The organism is Albidovulum salinarum (genome assembly GCF_025673475.1).
GTDB lineage: Bacteria > Pseudomonadota > Alphaproteobacteria > Rhodobacterales > Rhodobacteraceae > Albidovulum > Albidovulum salinarum.
On the sequence record NZ_JAOVQO010000019.1, the window covers coordinates 1 to 19227 of the forward strand.

Here is a 19227-nt window from a genome sequence, read left to right on the forward strand (position 1 = left end):
ACATGCATGGCGGCAACGGCATCCAGGAAGAATTCCAGGTCATGCGCCATGCGATGAACCTCGAGACCGTCAACACCTACGAAGGCACGCACGATGTCCACGCCCTCATCCTCGGGCGCGCGATCACGGGGCTGCAGGCCTTCTTCTGATTTCTTCTTTTCGAAAATATCCCCGCCGGAGGCTCCCGGCCCATCCGCTGGATGCCTCCGGCGGGGATGTTTGGAAAAAGAAGAAGAGCGAAAGAGTTCTGGATCATGGATCGCGCCGATATCGTTCATGACAACTTCCTCAGACGCGTCGCTTCGGGTGATCTGCCCGGTGGTGCCGCGCCGGTCGGGCCGCTATCGGCGGCCGAGGCGGTTTCCGTCTATCGCGCGGGGTGCTTGTCCCGTGCGCTCGACCGGCAGAGCCGCGCCATGCAGAAGGCGGGGCAAGGATTCTACACCATCGGGTCCTCGGGGCATGAGGGGCTGGCGGCGGTTGCCGCCGCGCTTCGCCCGACCGACATGGCCTTCCTGCATTACCGCGACGCCGCCTTCCAGATCGCGCGTGCGGCGCAGGTGCCGGGCCAGTCGATTGCCTGGGACATGCTTCTGAGCTTCGCGGCCTCGTCGGAGGATCCGATCTCGGGCGGACGGCACAAGGTTCTGGGCTCGAAGGCGCTCAAAATCCCGCCGCAGACCTCGACCATCGCCTCGCATCTGCCGAAGGCGGTGGGCGCGGCCTATGCCATCGGTGCGGCCCGACGTCATGCGCCGGAGCACAAGGCGCTTCCAGACGACGCCATCGTCTATTGCTCTTTCGGCGACGCCTCGGCCAACCATTCGACGGCGCAAGGTGCGTTCAACACGGCAGGGTGGACCTCCTATCAGTCGATCCCGCTGCCCCTGCTCTTCGTCTGCGAGGACAACGGCATCGGCATTTCGACCAAGACCCCGAAGGGCTGGATCGCGGCGACATTTTCGAACCGGCCGGGGCTGAAGTACTTCCACTGCAACGGGCTCGACATCTACGAGACCTTCCGCGTTGCCCAGGAAGCCGCGCATTACGTGCGCACGCGGAAGAAACCCGCGTTCCTCCATGTCGGCACGATCCGGCTTTACGGTCATGCCGGGGCGGATGTGCCCACCACCTACCTTTCCCGTGACGAGGTCGAGGCCGAGGAGGCGAATGACCCGCTCCTTCATTCCGTGCGGCTGCTGGGCGAGGCCGGGGCGCTCAAGCCCGCCGAGGCGCTCGCGATCTACGAGGAGACCAACGCCCGGGTGGCGCGGATCGCCGGCGAGGCCGTGAAGCGGCCGCGGCTGAAGACCGCCGAAGACGTCATGGCGAGCATCATCCCGCCGAAACGGCCTTGCAAGCCGACGAACGGCCCCTCGGCCGAGGCGCGGGCGGCGGCTTTCGGATCCGACATGAAGGCGATGGACGAACCACAGATCATGTCGCGGCTCATCAACTGGGCGCTCACCGACCTGATGCTGGAGCATCCCGAGATCGTCATGATGGGCGAGGATGTCGGCCGCAAGGGTGGCGTCTACGGTGTCACCCAGAAACTCACCCAGCGGTTCGGGCCGGACCGGATGATCGACACGCTTCTCGACGAGCAGTCGATCCTCGGGCTTGCGATCGGCATGGCGCAGAACGGCTTCGTGCCGATGCCCGAAATCCAGTTCCTCGCCTATCTCCACAATGCCGAGGACCAGATCAGGGGCGAGGCGGCGACCTTGCCGTTCTTCTCGAACGGGCAATACACCAACCCGATGGTGCTCAGGATCGCGGGCCTGGGCTATCAGAAGGGCTTCGGCGGCCATTTCCACAACGACAACTCGGTGGCGGTCCTTCGCGACATTCCGGGCGTGATCCTCGCTTGCCCGTCGAACGGGGCCGACGCGGCGAAGATGATGCGCGAATGCGTGCGGCTCGCGCGGGAGGAGCAGCGCGTCGTCGTGTTCCTCGAACCCATCGCGCTTTACCCGATGCGCGATCTTCACGGCGAGAGGGACGGCGGCTGGATGCGTGTCTATCCCGCCCGAAACGAGCTGATTCCGTTTGGCGAGGTGGGCGTCCACGGTGACGGCCAGGATCTCGCCATCGTCACCTTCGGCAATGGCACCTACCTCTCGCGGCAGGCGGAAAGGCGGCTGGCCGAGGCGGGCGTCAAGACGCGCGTCATCGACATGCGCTGGCTCTCGCCGCTGCCCGCCGACACATTGGTGGACGCCGCGAAGGGCGCGAATCGCGTCCTCATCGTCGACGAAACCCGCCACTCGGGCGGCGTTGCCGAGGCGCTGATGGCGCTCTTCGCGGAGCGCGGCGACGTGCCGGTGGCGCGGCTCACCGCGGAGGACAGCTTCATCGCGACCGGCCCCGCCTATGCCGCGACGATGCCGTCGGCCGACAGCATCTTTGACGCCGCGATGGCGTTGATCGGGGGTGCGAAATGAAGACCGCCGTCGTCATCTGCCCCGGTCGGGGCACCTATACCAAGACCGAGCTCGGCTATCTCAAGCGGCATTTCGGGGACCGCGCGCTGCTCGGCGCCTTTGACGCGACGCGCGCCGCGCTCGGGCAGGAGACGCTGTCGGCGCTCGACGGGGCCGCCTCCTATTCGGTGGCGAAGCACACCCGTGGCGACAATGCGAGCGCCCTGATCTACGCCGCGACGCTCGGTGACTTTCGCGCCATCGACGGCGACGAGGTCGAGGTCGTCGCGGTCACCGGCAACTCGATGGGCTGGTATTCGGCGCTCGCCTGCGGCGGGGCGCTGACGGCCGAGGCGGGGTTCGAGGTCGTCAACACGATGGGCACGCTGATGCAGGAGGCGCTGATCGGCGGCCAGCTCATCTACCCATTCGTGGGCGAGGACTGGCGGCCCGATCCGGCGCGGAAGGCCGAGCTGATGGCGCTGATCGCGGAGATTGCCGCCCGCGCGGACCATGTGCTGACGCTCTCGATCGACCTCGGTGGCATGCTGGTCATCGCCGGGAACGAGGCGGAGCTCGCGGCCTTTGAGGCCGCGGTTCCGCCGGTACAGGGTCGATTCCCGATGCGGCTCGCAAACCACGCGGCGTTCCATTCGAGCCTTCAGGCGCCGGTCGCCGAGCGTGGCCGCTCGCGGTTGTCGCCCGCGCTCTTCAGCCAGCCGAAGCTGCCGATGATCGACGGGCGCGGTGCGATCTGGTGGCCTGGTGCCACCGACACCCACGCGCTTTGGGACTATACGCTCGGCCACCAGGTGACCGAGACCTACGACTTCACCCATGCGATCCGGATCGCGGCGCGGGAATTCGCGCCCGATCTCTTCCTCGTCACCGGCCCCGGCACCACGCTCGGCGGCGCGGTTGCCCAGTCGCTGATCCTCGCGGATTGGCGTAGCATGGGCTCGAAAACCGAATTCCAGACACGGCAACAGGCGGAGCCTCTGTTGATCTCCATGGGCATGGACGATCAGCGGGCCACCGTCACGAAGGGAGAGCCAAGATGACCCATGACGACATCCTCAAGGCCGCGGGCCTGACCAAAGACGAGCTGAGCGGCGGTACGCTCGCGGTGCATTCGCCCATCGACGGGGCGGAAGTGGCGCGTGTTCACGAGACTGACCCGGCCGACATGCCCCGCGTCATCGCCAAGGCGCAGGAAGCCTTCAAGGCCTGGCGCACCGTGCCGGCGCCGCGCCGCGGCGAGCTGGTGCGGCTTCTCGGCGAGGAACTGCGGGCGGCCAAGGAGGAACTCGGCGCCGTCGTGACGCTGGAGGCGGGCAAGATCACCTCCGAGGGCCTCGGCGAAGTGCAGGAGATGATCGACATCTGCGACTTCGCGGTCGGCCTCTCGCGCCAGATCTATGGGCTCACCATCGCCTCCGAACGCCCCGGCCACCGGATGATGGAAACCTGGCATCCGCTCGGGCCCTGCGCGATCATCACCGCCTTCAACTTCCCGGTCGCGGTCTGGTGCTGGAACACGGCCCTCGCGCTCGTCTGCGGCGATCCGGTGATCTGGAAGCCGTCGGAAAAGACGCCGCTGACCGCCATCGCCACGATGAAGATCATGGACCGCGCGCTGAAGCGCTTCGGCGACGCGCCGGAGGGGCTCTGCCAGCTGGTGATCGGCGGCCCCGCGATCGGCGAGGCACTGGTGAGTTCGAAGGACGTGCCGATCGTTTCGGCCACCGGCTCGACCCGGATGGGCGGCATCGTCGGACCGAAAGTGTCGGCGCGCTGGGGAAGGCCGATCCTCGAGCTTGGCGGCAACAACGCGATGATCGTGGCGCCCTCGGCCGATCTCGACATGGCGGTGCGCGCCATCGTCTTCTCCGCCGTCGGCACGGCGGGCCAGCGCTGCACGACACTCCGCCGGCTCATCGCGCACACCTCGATCAAGGACGATCTCGTCGCGAAGCTGACCAAGGCCTATGCCTCGCTCCCGATCGGCGATCCGCGCAAGGGCACCACGCTCGTGGGTCCGCTGATCGACCATGCCTCGCGCGACCGGATGCAGGCCGCGCTGGAGAAGGCGAAGTCCGAGGGCGGCACCGTCCACGGCGGCAAGGTTGTGGCCGAGGGCGTGCCGCAGGGCGGCGCCTATGTCACCCCGGCCATCGCCGAGATGCCCGAGCAGACCGACACCGTCCGCACCGAGACCTTCGCGCCGATCCTCTATGTCATGGGCTACGAGACGCTGGACGAAGCCATCGCGATCCAGAACGACGTGCCGCAGGGGCTGTCGTCCTGCATCTTCACGCTGAACATGCGCGAGGCCGAGGCGTTCCTCTCCGCCGCCGGGTCGGACTGCGGCATCGCCAACGTCAATATCGGTCCTTCGGGCGCCGAGATCGGCGGAGCCTTCGGCGGCGAGAAGGAAACCGGCGGCGGGCGCGAAAGCGGCTCGGACGCCTGGAAAGGCTATATGCGGCGGCAGACCAACACGATCAACTATTCGGCGCAACTGCCGCTGGCGCAGGGCGTGAAGTTCGACTTCTGAGGCGGCCCCGTCCCGGACATGATCCGGGACCTCGTGAGACAGTTGCGACATCACAGTGTCTATCCGGGATGTCGCAACCTCTTCTTCGGCACCGTCCTCTCACCTTTGAGACCGGGCCCTAATATCTCCCCAGCCATCGGGTCAGTACGATCTTCCTCATGATGCCTTGACACAATCATTGTTCCGTCCCCGTATTAGCGGCACCTTACTTCGCGAGTACAAAATGGTGTCGGGATCAGAAGACTTTGCCTTCCAGCATTTTCAGACTGTCTGGGAGGCTTTTTGCGCGGCAGATGTTTCGCGCTTGGAGGAGTTGACTGTAAGAAGCCCGTTTCCTTGTGGTACTGACGGATGGCTCGGGCGACGTTGGTTGACCAACGCAATCGACTCCGGAAACCCGGAGGCAGTTGCGTGGGTGTTGAGTAAGAACCCCCAAATCAACTACGTCGATGACGAGGGGTTCACAGTGCTTATGTCCGCTCTGCAAGTTGAAATCGACTGTAGATTGCCGCCCGATGAAGCATCTGCGCTGACAATCCGGTTGGTCGATCTTCTTTGTGACGCGGGAGCGGACATCAACCTGACTGCTACTCTAGGATCGACGGCGCTACATACTGCGGCCGCCTGGTCCTCACCCACCGTCGTTCGTCATCTTCTTTCGCGCGGCGCTGATCCTCATGCCGCCGACTGGGACTATGTCCCGGAAAAACCTGCTGCGATTGCAAAAAGCAAGAAGCGCTGGGAAGTCCACGCGATACTTTGCCAAGCTATGGGCATGACACCCGCTGGTCGACCGGAATAGCTTTTGCCTCCCGTGACCGGAGAAGGCACGTATTCCATAGTATGGCTATTCTCGATCACATCCCAATCAACTGCATGGATGTCCATGCAGGATCGGCAGCCTGTCTGCGAAGCTACTCCATTGCCCCCGGCACATTGACCGACCACCCCGGCACTTTTCTGCATTCCCCCACCAAAACCGCCGGAATAGCTGAGGAAATCGCCAGCCGCGCGGGTGATTGTGGCGGCGAACCGGCGTCCGGCCGGACAGCCAAATAACGAAAGGAAATCGGGAATGTCGTTCACCAGAGTCGCGGTGCTGGGTCTTGGCAAGGTGGGTCACCTTGCGGCGGAGCTTCTGGCCGAGGCGGGTTTTGCCGTCACCGGCGTCGATGCGCGCGAGGTCTCGGGCTGTCCGTTCCCGGTCCGCACCGCCGACCTCACCGACAAGGACGCCCTGCGGGCGATCCTCAGGGATCAGGAGGCGGTGCTGTCCTGCCTGCCCTATCACCTCAATATCGGCGTCTCGACCGTCGCCCACGGGCTCGGGCTCCACTATTTCGACCTGACCGAGGACGTGCCGACGACGAAGCATATCCGCGAGCTTGCGACGACCGCGAAGGGCGTCATGGCCCCGCAATGCGGCCTCGCGCCCGGCTTCGTCGGCATCGTCGGCGCGCATCTCGCGGACATGTTCGACAAGGTCCGCTCGATCCGGCTCCGCGTCGGCGCGCTGCCGCAGAACCCGACTGGCCTCCTGGGCTACGCCTTCAACTGGTCGCCCGAGGGCGTCGTCAACGAGTACCTCAACGATTGCGAGGTGATCGAGGAGGGCGTGCACAAGACCGTCTCGGCGATGGAATGGCTGGAGACGATCTATATCGACGGCGTGAAGCTCGAAGCCTTCACCACCTCCGGCGGGCTCGGCACGATGTGCGAGACCTATGCCGACAAGATCGAGAACCTCGACTACAAGACCATGCGCTATCCCGGCCATGTGGAATTGATGAACTTCTTCTTCCACGAGCTCCTGATGCGGGAAAACCGCGAGGCGGCGGGCAAGATCCTGACCCATGCGAAGCCCCCCGTGGACGAGGACGTGGTCTATGTCCATGTCGCCGCCGAGGGCTGGGTGGAAGGCCAGCTGAAGCGCAAGGAATTCGTCCGCGCCTACTATCCCCTGGAGATCGGCGGCAAGCGGCGGACCGCGATCGCCTGGACGACCTCGGCCTCGGTCGTTGCCGTGATCGAGATGGTGCGGGCAGGCAGACTGCCGCAGCAGGGGTTCCTCAAGCAGGAGGAAATCCCGCTCACGCCCTATCTCGAGACCCGGACCGGCAACTACTACAACATCGGCCACAAGGGCCGGCACGGCTGAACCGCCGACGCCCGGGGGGGCGGAAACCGCCTCCCCGGAGAGGCCCGCCGGCGTCTGCGGATCAGGCCCGTGTTGCGGTGGCCGGGGTCCACATGCCGCCCCGGCGCCGCACCCGCCTGGCCCCCTCCATAAGGCCGCGCAGCCGCTCGGCGCGCCAGCCGGTCAGCGGGCCGGCGGCGTGGTCATAACCGGCCCGGGGATCGCGGGTCAGGTTACGCAGATACATCTCGTGGGCCAGCGGGTTCACATCGAAGCACATGGTCTGTCCTTTCCGTTCTTGGATTGCGGGTCGATGCACCTAAGATGCTGGTAGGGCGCTCGGGATCCGTACGGCCCGGCGTGACGGGGGCGTGAAATCGTCGTCGCCTCCCGCAAAATCGACCGCGGCATCCGAGGGCTGGAATATTGACGAGACGCAACCGCCTTCACCTCCGGCTTCTGGGTCCGCTATCGGCCACAAGCGGCGACGGGACGCCCGTATCCTTCCCGACGCAGAAATCCCAGGCGCTGCTGGCAATGATCGCGCTGGCCGGACCCGGCGGGCTGCACCGCGACACCGCGGCCGACCTCTTGTGGAGCCGCAGCGGCCAGACGCAGGCGCGCACCAATCTCCGCCAATCGCTCGCGAGCCTGCGCAGGGCGCTTGGCGCGGATGCCGATGTCATCGAAACCCGGGGGCCGATGCTCGGGCTGCGGTTCGATGCGGTCGACCTGGATATCGACGCGCTCGGCAAGGATGCCCCGCCGCGGACCGTCGGGCAGCGGCTCGACCACCTCGCGGCGGCGCCGACGCTGCTTTCCGGGCTGTCGGTCAACGAGCCGCCGTTCGAGGACTGGTTGACGGCCGAACGCGCGAGGGTCGCAGCCCTCGTGACGTCGGAACTCGCCCAGATCGCCGAGGCGCTGATCGGCACGGAGAACCTCTCCGGCGCGTCCACGGCGGCCCGCAAGCTCCTTGAGCTCGACGAGTTCAACGAAGCGGCGCATCGGCTGGTGCTGCGGATCCTCCACGCGCAGGGGGAAACCGCCTCGGCGCTGCGACACTACGAGGCGATGCGCGACCTGTTCTCGGATGAACTCGGCATTCAGCCGGGACCGGCAACCACCGCCTTGATCGGGCGCATCCGGACGGGCGCCGACGGTCCATCCACCTCCGACACCCCGGCGCGACCGATGGTCGAAGCCGCCAAGCATCGCGACAAGCCCTCGGTCGCGGTGCTGCCGTTCACCAACATGAGCGGCGATCCCGAACAGGACTACTTCAGCGACGGGATTACCGAGGACATCATCACCGGCCTGTCGCGGTTCCGGACCCTGTTCGTCGTCGCGCGCCATTCCTCGTTCGCGTTCCGCGACGAGAATCTCGGGGTCCGGGAAATCGGCCAGAGGCTCGGCGTCCAGTATGTGGTCGAGGGCAGCGTGCGCCGCGCCGGGAGCAAGGTCCGCATCTCCGCGCAGCTCGCCGATGCCCTGACCGGCAACCATGTCTGGGCGGAGCGCTATGACCGGGAGCTCGACGACATCTTCGCCGTGCAGGACGAGGTCACGCGCAGCATCGTCGCCGTCCTGCCCGGACGGGTGCAGGAGGACGTGGCCGAACGCGCCTCGCGGATGCCGACGGAGAACATGAAGGCCTACGAATACATGCTCAGGGGCAAGTCGCTGCGCGACGGGCTGAATGCCGAGGACACCGCCGAGGCCCGCGAGCTGTTCAACAAGGCGCTGGAGCTCGACCCGCGCTACGCCCGCGCCTACATGTACCTCGCGGATACCTATGTCGTCGATGGATGGCTCGGCCTGGCCGAGGAGGGCGCCTCGGGCAAGTCGCTCGCGCTGTCGCGCAAGGGGGCCGGGCTCGACAACACCGACGTCTATATCCAGGACCAGCTCGGCTACGCATTCCTGTGCGAGGGGCTCTGGGACGAGGCCGAGGTCCAGTTCGACAAGACCCTGTCGAAGATCGTGAACGAGGCGGAATCGATGGCCTGGTGCGGCTATGCGTTCCTGCTTCTCGGCCGGCGCGAGAAAGCACGCGAGGTCGTGCTCGAGGCGATCCGGCTCGATCCGATGCATTCGCCCTCGATCGACTGGATCCTCGGCCAGATCCACTTCTTCGCGGGCGACTACGGGGAGGTCGTGCAGGTGCTGATCGGCGAGGCGCTTCTCAATTCGCTTGCCCATGCCTTCCTGGTCAGCGCCTATGCCCATCTCGGCCAGACGGGCGAGGCGGGAACGGCCCTGGCGGAGTTCATCCGCATGCGGCGACGGGAATTCGCGAGCCGGAACATCGCCATAGAGAACGATACGGTCGAGAGCCTCGCCGGCGCCTACCGGGCGATGTGGCGCGACCCGAGCGATTGGGAGCATCTAGTGGGCGGGCTCAGGAAGGCCGGGCTGCCGGACTGAACGCGGCGGCTGTGATGCGCTGAGAATCAAGAGTGTGTCAGCACATCGTGTTGGTCCGCTTCGAGACCAAACCCGCCGTACGCTCTCGCCACAGCGAACTTCTGCTGCCCGCCCTCGCGCGACCGTCATGCTGACTGCGCCGAACGGACTCTCGCCGCCCTGCCCCACCGTTCTGCGGGGCGAAGCGAGTAGCTGTCCTCCGCATCCTCGCTCCAAGCACAACCGCCTCCGTTGCGGCGTCACGAACACTGCTTGAATTGGTCCGTTTTTTTCCGCCGGTGATTGGCCGGGAGCGACTGATCTAATTGCTCCTGAGAACCATTTCTACGTGGTTGACCATGCGCTCCGCATCCGGGGCGGCGGCAAGGATTGTGCCGGAACGACGGGAAACGGAATAGGGCACGCCTGCGATGCAAAGCCCGGCAACGCGGGTAAGCCCGCCAGATTCAATAGGGGCGCCTCGATTGTCCAGTACGGCGGGCACCCGCAGGAAAGTGTAGTCACCCCGCACGCCTGTGCACCAAACCACTGATCCGACGCTCTGCGTCAGGTCAAGTTCCAGTATCGCCGGATCGGGGAGAGTCGGCACTACGGTCTCGGCAGGATCCGTTCGGGCCGCCGGTGCCATGATGCCATTGGCCGTCAGCCACGCATCGATCCGTGCCTTCGTCTCCGCGGCAGTCGTGTCCCCAAAGGCGACATTGACGCTCACATCTGAGTCGAAGTGCGCCCTGCCTGCGTCGATAGCCGTCAGTCGTCCTAGCAGTTGCACGCCCTGTGCGCTCAGTGACTGTAGGCTGATCGTGTGGTCGGCACCAACTAGCGCTCGCGTCGGAATCGGGCCCGCTGCCAGCAAATTGGCCTTCGGTATGTCCATGATGCCGGTGTCGACCATCCATGCCATACTGTGGCGGCCGCGATAGCTGTGGGTCTGCCGCGCCACGCGGCTCGTCGAGAGATAGACTTCGCGGCCGGCCCGGATAAGGTCCTCGGCGATTTGACCACCCGATTGGCCGCTTCCGACCACCAGCACCGCGCCTTCGGGCATTGACGTGGGATTGCGGTAGCTCGTCGCGTCGTATTGTGCCACGGCGTCCGGGACGTTGGCTGCCAGCGCAGGACGGACGGCCACGTTCTGATCACCGCTGGCGACGACGACACATCGGGACAGCACCGTCTCCCTGTCCAACTCGATACGATAACCGCGCCCGTGCGGCTCGATCCTGCGCACTTCCCGGCCACACTCGACCGGCAGACCCCGACGTCCCGCGTAATCTTGCATGAGGGCGATGAATTCCGCGACGGGCATGGCACCGTCAGGGTCGCCGCTGGTGTCGCGTTCGCCCGGCATGACGGTCTGATGCCTTGGAGTGTTTATTCTAAAGGAGTCCCACCTCTGGGTGCGCCAGGTCTCGGCAATACGGTGTCGTTCGAACAGGCGATGCTGGATGCCCCGGGCCGTCAGTTCACCGCTGACGGCTAGCCCAGCCCAGCCGCCACCGACCACGATGCACTCGAGCGCGCCGCCGCGAATCTCGTATCTCCCCCATATGGCGAGAGACCATATCATCCATTCTTGAGTGCAGCTGTTCCGAAATGCGGCCCCAAACGCTGGCTGGTCAAATGACCGCTCCGTCCCGCAATGCGGACCAACAGGATTTGCGGATCTGTCGAACATCAATGGGTTGCGCCGGTCGGTCGAGCAACCGGGAAACCGATACTGAAAAGACCGGGTGAGGATTCCGGCGGGGCTGGTATAGTCACGGGGTCCGACCGGGGCTTCGGGCCCCGACCACATAACTCAGGGGGGATACATGGCCATCAGAACAACCAACGGCAGGGGCCGCCTTTTCGACAGCGTTCTCGACACGATCGGCGATACGCCGGTGATCCGGGTGAACAACCTCGGGCCGGACCATGTGACGATGTACGTCAAGGCCGAGGCCTTCAACCCCGCCGCCTCGGTCAAGGACCGGCTCGCGGTGAACATCATCGAGGCCGCCGAGCGCGAGGGCAAGATCAAGCCCGGCCAGACCGTGGTCGAGGCGACCTCGGGCAATACCGGGATCGGGCTTGCGATGGTCTGCGCGGCCAAGGGCTATCCGCTCGTGGTGACCATGGCCGACAGTTTCTCGGTCGAGCGGCGGCGGCTGATGCGGATACTCGGCGCCAAGGTGGTGCTGACGCCGCGCACCGAGAAGGGCACCGGCATGTACAACAAGGCGGTGGAGCTCGCCGAAAAGCACGGCTGGTTCCTCGCCCGCCAGTTCGAGACCGCGGCCAACGCCGATATCCACGAGGCGACCACCGCACGCGAGATCCTCGGCGATTTCGCGGGCAAGCGGCTCGACTACTTCGTCACCGGCTACGGCACCGGCGGGACGCTGACCGGGGTGGGCCGGGTGCTGCGCAAGGAGCGGCCCGAGGTCAAGTTCATCCTCTCCGAACCCGCGAATGCCGCGCTTGTTTCTTCCGGCACCAAGCAGGAGCGCGGGGCCGACGGATCGCCGGCCGCGAGCCACCCGGCCTTCGAGCCGCATCCGATCCAGGGCTGGACGCCGGACTTCATCCCACTCGTGCTGCAGGAGGCGCTCGACAAGGGCTTCTATGACGAGCTGATCCCGGTTCCCGGTCCCGAGGGCGTCGCCTGGGCCAGGAAGCTCGCCCAGAAGGAAGGGATCTTCACCGGGATTTCCGGCGGCTCCACCTTCGCGGTCGCGATGCGGATCGCCGAGAAGGCGGCGCCGGGGTCGGTGATCCTCGCGATGCTGCCCGATACCGGCGAGCGGTATCTGACGACACCGCTCTTCGAGGGCATTCCCGAGGACATGGACGAGGAGGAGCGGCAGATCTCGCTCTCCACACCGGGCTACCACATGCCCTGAACCCGCCGGGAAGCTCCGGCGACGGCGGTGGCGATCCGTGCTATCATGCCGGATCGCCGCGGCTTGTTCGCGGCGCGGCACCGACACGGGGAGCGACATGGGCCACCCGATCTGGCTTCGGACAACGCTGGCCCTCGCGCTGGCTTTCGGGGCGCCGGATGGCGCCGCGGCCTGTCGGCTGGCGTTGGTTCTGGCGATGGATGTCTCGAAAAGCGTCGACGGGCGTGACTACAGGCTCCAGTTCGGCGGCCTTGCGGCGGCGCTGCGTGACCCCGATGTCCGCGCCACGATCCTCGAACCGGACGAGCCGGTCGCCATCACCGTCTTCGAGTGGAGCGATGCGACCCACCACGAAGTGATCGCCGACTGGACGCTGGCGGAGACCGGGGCCGACCTCGACGGGATCGCCGCGCGGCTCGACCGGCATGAGCGTACCGGCCGGGGCCGGCGCACCGCCGTCGGCTCGGCGCTGGAATTCGCTCATGCGGAGCTTGCCAGGATGCCGGATTGCGCGCGGCAGACGATCGACCTGTCGAGCGACGGCTACAACAACCGTGGACCGGAGCCTGAAGCCGTCTACCTTGTGCGCGACTTCGATTCCACGACGGTGAACGCGCTCGTAATCGGCGGCCGGGCCCGGCCAGAACTCATGCGCTATTACGAGACGCGAGTGATCAGAGGCGTCGGCGCCTTCGCGATTCCGACTTGGGATTTCTCCGACTACAAGACCGCCATCCGCGAAAAGCTGCTGCGGGAACTCGCGCCCGCAGCGGTCGTCGCGTCAGCGCCCACGGACTGAACCGGACGAGCGGCTCATCCGTCGCCGATCTCGGTTTCGAGCAGGCGCTCGAACGCGACCGGCGCCAGCGCGCCCGGGGCCGAGAACGGGTCGGAGATCGCGTAGATGATGAACATCACGATGCCGCTGAAGCCGCCATATACACTGAGCAGCATCAGGTGCAGCCGGGTTGGCGAGAAGATAAAATAGGGCAGCGTCACCAGCACCACGCCTGAAAGCGCCGCGAACCAGAAGAGCCCGTTCGGGGAGTTGAGCGCGCTGTTCTCGCGCTCCTGCCGCAGCGTGGCGATGGCCTGCGCCCGGTCGATCATATGGTGCCTGAGCGCCTCCTCGCGCGGTGTACTAGGCACGAGGTCGAGCACCGCTTGATAGACGATCTCACGCAGGCGCCAGCCCTCGGGCGCGAGCCGGTCGGATTCCGCGAGAAGCGGCCATTCCTCGTCGACCACCACCCGCACATAGGCCGAGAGCGCGGCATGGACCTCGCCCTCGCTTTCGGCGCCATAGCGGTGGATGTCGTTATAGATGTCGGCGATCGCCGTGGCCTCGTCGACGAGGTCGTTGCGCACGAGATTATAGTTCTGGATCTCCTGCGCGAAGATCAGGGCGAGGATCAGGCCGTGCAGCGCCGAGACCCGGAAGATCACCGACCCGGCGAGATCCTGGGTTTCAGAGCCGTAGTCGCCGCCAACGATGGCGCGCATCGCGGAATAGGCAAGGAGTGCGACAGCGATCGTGCCGAAAACGAACAGTGCGCCGACACCCAACGTCATCGGATCCATGGCGGGCGGCTCCCTTCACATTCACATCGATGAATGAAGCTAACCGCATGTTTTCCCATGCGTCCAACAAAAAGGATCGCGGATCAGTCTCCCGCGCCCCAGGTATCCTTGAGCCGGTAGCCCTGCGGCCAGGGATCGTCGGGGTCGAGCAGGTGCTGGTGGATGCCGGTGATCCAGCCGCGGCCGCTGATCTCGGGCACGATGGCGGGCCGGCCGGCGACGTTCGCGAGCGCCGCGATGCGCCCGGCGAAGGTGCTGTCGATGATCGAGCGCGCGGTGAGAGTCTGGCCCTCTGCCATCACGCCCTTCGCGTGAAGAACCGCCATCCGCGCCGAGACGCCGGTGCCGGTCGGCGAGCGGTCGATCTTGCCGGGCTGGATCGCGACGGCGGAGCGGGCGGTGAAGCCGGTCGCGTCGGGTCCGAGCGGCCCGGCGAAAAGGCAAAAGGAGATATGATCCCAGTCGGGCCGCTCGGGATGGGCGAAGCCGAGCTGGGCGTTCGCGGCATTGGTGATGCGGGTGCCGAGCCGGGCGATGTCGCGCGCCTCGTCGGGCGCGATCTTCAGGCCCAGCGCCGCGGCGTCGACGATCACGAAGCTGTCGCCGCCGAAGGCGGTGTCGACCATGAGCGTGCCGAGCCCCTCGACCTCCAGCTTGGCATCCAGCCGGTCGGCGAAGGAGGGCAGGTTCCTGACCGTGATCCGCTCGGCCTTGCCATTCCGGCAGTCGGCACGGACCCGGACGAGACCGCCGGGCGCTTCGAGCGTCAGTTCGGTGACGGGCTCGGTCATCGGCACGATGCCGGAATCGAGAAGCACCGTCGCGACGCAGATCGAGTTCGAGCCGGACATGGGCGGCGTGTCCTCGGGCTCCATGATGATGAAGCCCATCTGTGCCTCGGAGTCCTTCGGCGGCACCAGCAGGTTGACATGGCGGAAGACCCCGCCCCTCGGCTCGTTCAGCACGAAGGCGCGCAAGGCCCCGTCCTCGGCGATGTGGCGGCGCTGGTCCCAGAGCGTGGCGCCGGGCGGCGGGGCCACGCCGCCGACGATGACGTCGCCGACCTCGCCCTCGGCATGGGCGGAGATGACGTGGATGGTCTTGGTGCTGCGCATCGGGGTCGTCCTTGTCAGGTGAGCCAGTCGGGCGGGGTGTCGGACGCCCTGCCGGTCAGCGCCGCCGCGACGCAATCGGCAAGGCTGCCGAAGCGGACGGCGCGGCCGGAGAGCGCCGGGGCGTAATGGGCGTATTTGCCGGAATTGGTCATCAGCGTGCGGGCGGCGGGCGGAAAGACCGGCTCGGAGATCGAGCACCAGCAAAGGTCGGGCACGATGCGGATGCCCGCCGCTTCGAGCCGGCCGAGCGTGCCGTCGGCCCGGGTTGCGGCGAGCGTGTCCCGGCCGAGGGTCACGATCGCGGCGGTGCCGGGATGGCAGTGGCGCCCGTCGACAAGATCAGCCAGTTTCCGGCATTCGGCGGCGGAGAAATGCGGCGAGCCGAACGCGACGAGGTCGACCTCGGGCGGGCCGGAGTTGAACTGCGCCCAGCTGCGGGCCAAGTCGGCACGGGTGATCCGCGCTTCGTCAGCACCGGGCGCGGGGGCAGGCCCGGCCTCGGGCGTGATCCCCGCGACATGCAGCATCGGCGCGGCCGAGGTGGTGCCGAAGGCGGCGCAGAGCGCCTTCAGGTCATCGGTGGAGGGGGTCGTGCCCTCGAGCCCGGTCAGGAGCGGGATGCGGTCGGGCGCGAGACGCCCCGCGAGATAGCCGAGCATCGGCCAGAGCGCATCGTCATGCGCCTCGGGCAGCTCCACCCGGATCACGCGGCCAGCGCGGCGGTTCTCTTCGAGATAGACGCCCGAGAGCGGTGCCCGACCGGTCAGCGCGATGCAGAGGTCGAGGAAGTCCGGGTGCTTCACGGTACGCGCGCCGAGCACCGTATTGGCGTAAAGGACGGCGTTGGACTCCGCCCAGGCAATGGCCTCGCCGGTCTCCGGGGCGACATCGAGCAGGTAGGGCGCGCAGGTGAAGCTCGGGGCGGCGCCCATCTCGACATAGGCATCGGCGAGCCGTGCTGCCGGATCGCCGAAGGCGGGCGGCACGCCCTGCGCGCGCCAGTTCGCGTGATCGACCGAGATCGCGTTGGTCGTTGTCGGGATCCGCACCCGCGCACCCATCTCGGCCATGGTCCGGGCGAAGGTGAGATTGGCGGGGCTCGCGTAGATGCAGCCGTCGATATGGGCGCGGGTCACGTCGATCAGCCCCGTCGCGCCTTGCACCGCGGCCATAGTGCAGATGATCTCCATCGCGAGCCGCGCCGCCTCGCCCTCCGCCCCCGCAAGCATGGCGTGGTCCCGCGACGTCAGCGCGAGATCACCCGCGAAGAGCGGCGTGACCGACAGCGACAGGCCCTCGGCCTCGATGTTGGTTCCAGTGAGCCGCGCCGCCGGTTTCGAGGCCAGCGCCGCGTAGCTGTCGGCATCGAGCCGGACAACGGCGAGCGGCCGATCATACATCCGCGCCGCGATGAGCGCGCCGAGGGTCAGGATGTCCTCGGCCTCGCGGAAGATCAGTGCGCCAGGGGCGTGGCCGCTCAGGGCCAGTTCCAGCAGCACGCCGCTGCCCGAGCAGGAGCCGCGGCTGGTCGGCATCATCACGATGCGGCCCGCAAGCGCCGTGCCGCAGGCCGGGTGATGGGCGTCGATCACCCGCCCGGTAACGGGATCGACGCCGCCCCAGAAGCTCAACCCTTCGGCGAGCGCGACGACTGGACCTTCGGCCTTCGCGGCGATGATGCTCGTGGCCATCACGTATCCCATTCGCTCAGGTCACGACGAAGCCATGCGCGAACGGGTCGCGGTCGTCGATGAAGATCGTGTTGTAGCCGGTGACCCGCGCCCAGCCGGCGATCGAGGGGATGATCGCGTCGCGCTCGCCGACCTTCGTCCGCCCCTCGATCCGGCCCTTGAAGAGCGAGCCGATGATGCTTTCGTGGACGAAGTCCTCGCCCTCGCTGAGCCGCCCCTGCGCCGCCCACTGCGCCATCCGCGCCGAGGTGCCGGTGCCGCAGGGCGAGCGGTCGATGGCCTTATCGCCGTAGAAGACCGCGTTGCGGGCGGTGGCCTCCGAATGCTTCGGCGCGCCGGTCCAGAGGATGTGGGACAGCCCCTTGATCTCGGGTTTCTCGGGATGGGCGAACTCGTATTTCGCGTTCAGCGCGGCGCGCAGCTTCGGACTCCAGCCGACGAGATCAAGGGCCCGGTTGTCTTCGATGTCGCGGAAATTCGCCTGACTTTCGACAACGGCATAGAAGTTGCCGCCATAGGCGACATCGACGGTGATCTCGCCCAGACCCTCGACCTCGGCGGTCAGCCCCTCGGCGTGAAGGAAGGCGGGCACGTTCGTCAGCCGCACTTCCTCGACGAAGCGCCCCTCCTGCCGGTATTCGGCGATGACGAGCCCCGCCGGCGTGTCGAGCCGCAGGACGCCCGGCGTCTTGGGACTGACGAGACCGTTCTCGATGGCGGTCGTGACCGTGCCGATGGTGCCGTGGCCGCACATCGGCAGGCAGCCCGAGGTCTCGATGAACAGGACGCCGACGTCGCAATCCTCGCGCGTCGGGGGATAGAGGATCGAGCCCGACATCTGGTCATGGCCGCGTGGCTCGAACATTAGCCCGGTGCGGATCCAGTCGTATTCGGCGAGGAAATGCGCGCGGCGCTCCAGCATGGTCGCGCCCTGGAGTTGCGGCGCGCCGCCGGCGACGAGGCGGACCGGGTTGCCGCAGGTATGGCCGTCGATGCAGAGGAAGGTGTGGCTGGTCATATCAAGCCCTTGAAACGGTCCGGGGCAAAGGGGGCGAGGTCGATGGCCGGCGTCGCGCCGGTCAGAAGGTCGGCGACCAGATCGGCGGTGGCCGAGGACTGCGTGAGCCCCAGATGGCCGTGGCCGAAGGCATAGATCACGTTCCGCGCATGGCTCGCCCGGCCGATGGCCGGCAGCGTATCGGGAAGCGACGGCCGGAAGCCCATCCATTCGGTGCCGCCCTCGGTCTTCAGACCGGGCATGAAGCCCGCGGCCTTCTTCAGCATCGCCCGCGCGCGGGCGTAGTTCGGCGGCAGGTCGAGCCCGCCAAGCTCCACCGCGCCGCCGATGCGGATGCCGGTCGACAGGGGCGCCGCGACGAAGCCGTGTTCGGAAAACGTGATGTGGCGGCGGAGGTCGAAGGCGCCCGGCGGCAGCGTGGTGTTGTAGCCGCGCTCGGTCTCGAGCGGGATACGATCGCCGAGGCTCGCCGCAAGCCGGTGCGAATGGGCGCCGGCGGCAATGACCACGCGGGAAGCCGTGATCGTGGAACCGTCGGCGAGATGGATCGCCGCGCCCTCGAGGCCGGTCTCGACCGCCCGCGCCTCGGCGGTGTCGATCCATCCGCCCTTGCGGATCAGCGCCTCGGCAAGCGCCAGCGTGTAGAGCTTCGGATCCGCGATGGCCCACCATTCCTCGGTCGCGATGCCGTGGGTGAACCGCGGCGAGAGCCCGGGCTGCACCTCGGCGATCGCGTCGGCGCCGACGAGCGTCCGGTGACCGTAACCGAAATGCCCTGCTTCCTCGCACTCGCGTCGCGCGGCGTCGAAGGCACGAGCCGATTCCAGCACCTGAATCTGGCCGGTCTTGCGCAGCATCGCCGCGGTGCCGGTCAGCGCCATGAAGGGTTCAAGCGTCTTTTTCGCGTGGCCCATGAGTGCCGCCTGCGCCCGCGTGGAGGCAGCGACGCGGCCCGGCAGGCTCGCCTTCGCGAAGCGCAGCATCCAGGGCACGATGCTCGGCGCATAACGCGCCGGGATCGACAGCGGCCCGAGCGGGTCAAGCAGCCATTTCGGCGAGGCGAGCAGCGTGTCGGGCGAGGCGAGCGGGTGGATCTCGGAAAACGCGAAGCCACCGGCATTGCCCGCCGAGGCGCCGGAGGCGGGGCCAGTGCGGTCGATCACGCGGACGGTGAGCCCGCGCGACAGCGCGGCATTGGCGACGGAGAGGCCGATGACGCCCGCGCCGATCACGACCAGATCGGCAGGTGAGGTCGGATCGGCGGGGCGGGTGGTGGTGGTCAATTCGGGCCCATTTCCTAAAAGGTCATGCCATGAGACAGTCGGTTTTCACGGTCGCGTGGAACCCGGCCGTGCGCAGGTTGACCACGACCATAGCGGCCTCCGCATTGGCT

The 19227-nt window shown here is 66.9% G+C and carries 16 protein-coding genes; 9 read left to right on the forward strand and 7 right to left on the reverse strand.

Features of this window, described 5'->3' with window-relative positions:
• The 6 genes from OEZ60_RS17975 to OEZ60_RS18000 all read left to right on the forward strand — a co-directional run.
• Nucleotides 1-149: acyl-CoA dehydrogenase family protein (locus OEZ60_RS17975; protein ID WP_411709813.1), on the forward strand; the 149-nt coding region annotated here is incomplete at its 5' end.
• Nucleotides 150-254: 105 nt separating this feature from the next.
• On the forward strand, nt 255-2444 hold the full coding sequence (locus tag OEZ60_RS17980) for a dehydrogenase E1 component subunit alpha/beta (protein WP_263339214.1): 2190 nt from the start codon (nt 255-257) through the stop codon (nt 2442-2444).
• Nucleotides 2441-3484 carry an ACP S-malonyltransferase gene (locus tag OEZ60_RS17985; RefSeq protein WP_263339216.1) on the forward strand — a complete coding sequence of 348 codons (1044 nt, stop codon included), beginning with the start codon at nt 2441-2443 and terminating at the stop codon, nt 3482-3484. The genes OEZ60_RS17980 and OEZ60_RS17985 overlap by 4 nt, the downstream gene beginning before the upstream one ends.
• Nucleotides 3481-4980 carry an L-piperidine-6-carboxylate dehydrogenase gene (gene amaB, locus OEZ60_RS17990; protein ID WP_263339218.1) on the forward strand — a complete coding sequence of 500 codons (1500 nt, stop codon included), beginning with the start codon at nt 3481-3483 and terminating at the stop codon, nt 4978-4980. The genes OEZ60_RS17985 and amaB overlap by 4 nt, the downstream gene beginning before the upstream one ends.
• 370 nt (nt 4981-5350) lie before the next feature.
• Nucleotides 5351-5782: an ankyrin repeat domain-containing protein gene (locus OEZ60_RS17995; protein ID WP_263339220.1), complete on the forward strand. Its 432-nt coding sequence runs from the start codon at nt 5351-5353 to the stop codon at nt 5780-5782.
• 273 nt (nt 5783-6055) lie between these two features.
• The gene (locus OEZ60_RS18000; protein ID WP_263339222.1) at nt 6056-7138 is read left to right on the forward strand and encodes a saccharopine dehydrogenase C-terminal domain-containing protein; all 1083 of its coding nucleotides are present in this window, start codon (nt 6056-6058) and stop codon (nt 7136-7138) included.
• 61 nt (nt 7139-7199) lie between these two features.
• Here OEZ60_RS18000 and OEZ60_RS18005 read toward each other — a convergent pair whose 3' ends face one another.
• On the reverse strand, nt 7200-7397 hold the full coding sequence (locus tag OEZ60_RS18005; RefSeq protein ID WP_263339225.1) for a hypothetical protein: 198 nt from the start codon (nt 7395-7397) through the stop codon (nt 7200-7202).
• A 146-nt stretch (nt 7398-7543) separates the two neighbouring features.
• Here OEZ60_RS18005 and OEZ60_RS18010 point away from each other — a divergent pair, with 146 nt between their 5' ends.
• Nucleotides 7544-9544, forward strand: coding sequence for a BTAD domain-containing putative transcriptional regulator (locus OEZ60_RS18010; RefSeq protein ID WP_263339228.1), 2001 nt, complete (start codon nt 7544-7546; stop codon nt 9542-9544).
• A 301-nt stretch (nt 9545-9845) separates the two neighbouring features.
• Here the strand turns inward: OEZ60_RS18010 and OEZ60_RS18015 are convergent, their stop codons facing one another.
• Nucleotides 9846-11222 carry an NAD(P)-binding domain-containing protein gene (locus OEZ60_RS18015; protein WP_263339230.1) on the reverse strand — a complete coding sequence of 459 codons (1377 nt, stop codon included), beginning with the start codon at nt 11220-11222 and terminating at the stop codon, nt 9846-9848.
• Nucleotides 11223-11358: 136 nt separating this feature from the next.
• Between OEZ60_RS18015 and cysK the strand changes: the two genes are divergently transcribed.
• A complete protein-coding gene (gene cysK, locus OEZ60_RS18020; RefSeq protein WP_263339232.1) occupies nt 11359-12429 on the forward strand; it encodes a cysteine synthase A in 1071 nt (356 codons plus the stop codon).
• A 97-nt stretch (nt 12430-12526) separates the two neighbouring features.
• Nucleotides 12527-13228: a DUF1194 domain-containing protein gene (locus tag OEZ60_RS18025; RefSeq protein ID WP_263339235.1), complete on the forward strand. Its 702-nt coding sequence runs from the start codon at nt 12527-12529 to the stop codon at nt 13226-13228.
• A 14-nt stretch (nt 13229-13242) separates the two neighbouring features.
• On the opposite strand, the gene OEZ60_RS18030 is transcribed toward OEZ60_RS18025, so the two are convergent.
• From OEZ60_RS18030 to OEZ60_RS18050, 5 genes are all read right to left on the reverse strand, one after another.
• Entirely contained in the window at nt 13243-14010 is a 768-nt protein-coding gene (locus OEZ60_RS18030; RefSeq protein WP_263339238.1) for a bestrophin-like domain, read from the reverse strand.
• Nucleotides 14011-14093: 83 nt separating this feature from the next.
• Nucleotides 14094-15125, reverse strand: a complete 1032-nt coding sequence (locus OEZ60_RS18035) for a trans-3-hydroxy-L-proline dehydratase (protein ID WP_263339240.1) — start codon at nt 15123-15125, stop codon at nt 14094-14096.
• Between the two features lie 14 nt (nt 15126-15139).
• Nucleotides 15140-16816: a cis-3-hydroxy-L-proline dehydratase gene (gene lhpI, locus OEZ60_RS18040; protein ID WP_263339242.1), complete on the reverse strand. Its 1677-nt coding sequence runs from the start codon at nt 16814-16816 to the stop codon at nt 15140-15142.
• Between the two features lie 16 nt (nt 16817-16832).
• A complete protein-coding gene (locus OEZ60_RS18045; protein ID WP_263339243.1) occupies nt 16833-17834 on the reverse strand; it encodes a 4-hydroxyproline epimerase in 1002 nt (333 codons plus the stop codon).
• Nucleotides 17831-19117 carry an NAD(P)/FAD-dependent oxidoreductase gene (locus OEZ60_RS18050; protein WP_263339245.1) on the reverse strand — a complete coding sequence of 429 codons (1287 nt, stop codon included), beginning with the start codon at nt 19115-19117 and terminating at the stop codon, nt 17831-17833. The genes OEZ60_RS18045 and OEZ60_RS18050 overlap by 4 nt, the downstream gene beginning before the upstream one ends.
• Nucleotides 19118-19227: the final 110 nt, after the last annotated feature.

Excerpts from the sequence above, each read along its gene's own strand:
- OEZ60_RS17980 (WP_263339214.1), top strand. The coding sequence starts at position 255 with ATGGATCGCGCCGATATCGTTCATGACAACTTCCTCAGACGCGTCGCT.
- OEZ60_RS17985 (WP_263339216.1), top strand. The coding sequence starts at position 2,441 with ATGAAGACCGCCGTCGTCATCTGCCCCGGTCGGGGCACCTATACCAAG.
- amaB (WP_263339218.1), top strand. The coding sequence starts at position 3,481 with ATGACCCATGACGACATCCTCAAGGCCGCGGGCCTGACCAAAGACGAG.
- OEZ60_RS18000 (WP_263339222.1), top strand. The coding sequence starts at position 6,056 with ATGTCGTTCACCAGAGTCGCGGTGCTGGGTCTTGGCAAGGTGGGTCAC.
- OEZ60_RS18005 (WP_263339225.1), bottom strand. The coding sequence starts at position 7,397 with ATGTGCTTCGATGTGAACCCGCTGGCCCACGAGATGTATCTGCGTAAC.
- OEZ60_RS18015 (WP_263339230.1), bottom strand. The coding sequence starts at position 11,222 with ATGTTCGACAGATCCGCAAATCCTGTTGGTCCGCATTGCGGGACGGAG.
- cysK (WP_263339232.1), top strand. The coding sequence starts at position 11,359 with ATGGCCATCAGAACAACCAACGGCAGGGGCCGCCTTTTCGACAGCGTT.
- OEZ60_RS18025 (WP_263339235.1), top strand. The coding sequence starts at position 12,527 with ATGGGCCACCCGATCTGGCTTCGGACAACGCTGGCCCTCGCGCTGGCT.
- OEZ60_RS18030 (WP_263339238.1), bottom strand. The coding sequence starts at position 14,010 with ATGGATCCGATGACGTTGGGTGTCGGCGCACTGTTCGTTTTCGGCACG.
- OEZ60_RS18035 (WP_263339240.1), bottom strand. The coding sequence starts at position 15,125 with ATGCGCAGCACCAAGACCATCCACGTCATCTCCGCCCATGCCGAGGGC.
- lhpI (WP_263339242.1), bottom strand. The coding sequence starts at position 16,816 with ATGGCCACGAGCATCATCGCCGCGAAGGCCGAAGGTCCAGTCGTCGCG.
- OEZ60_RS18045 (WP_263339243.1), bottom strand. The coding sequence starts at position 17,834 with ATGACCAGCCACACCTTCCTCTGCATCGACGGCCATACCTGCGGCAAC.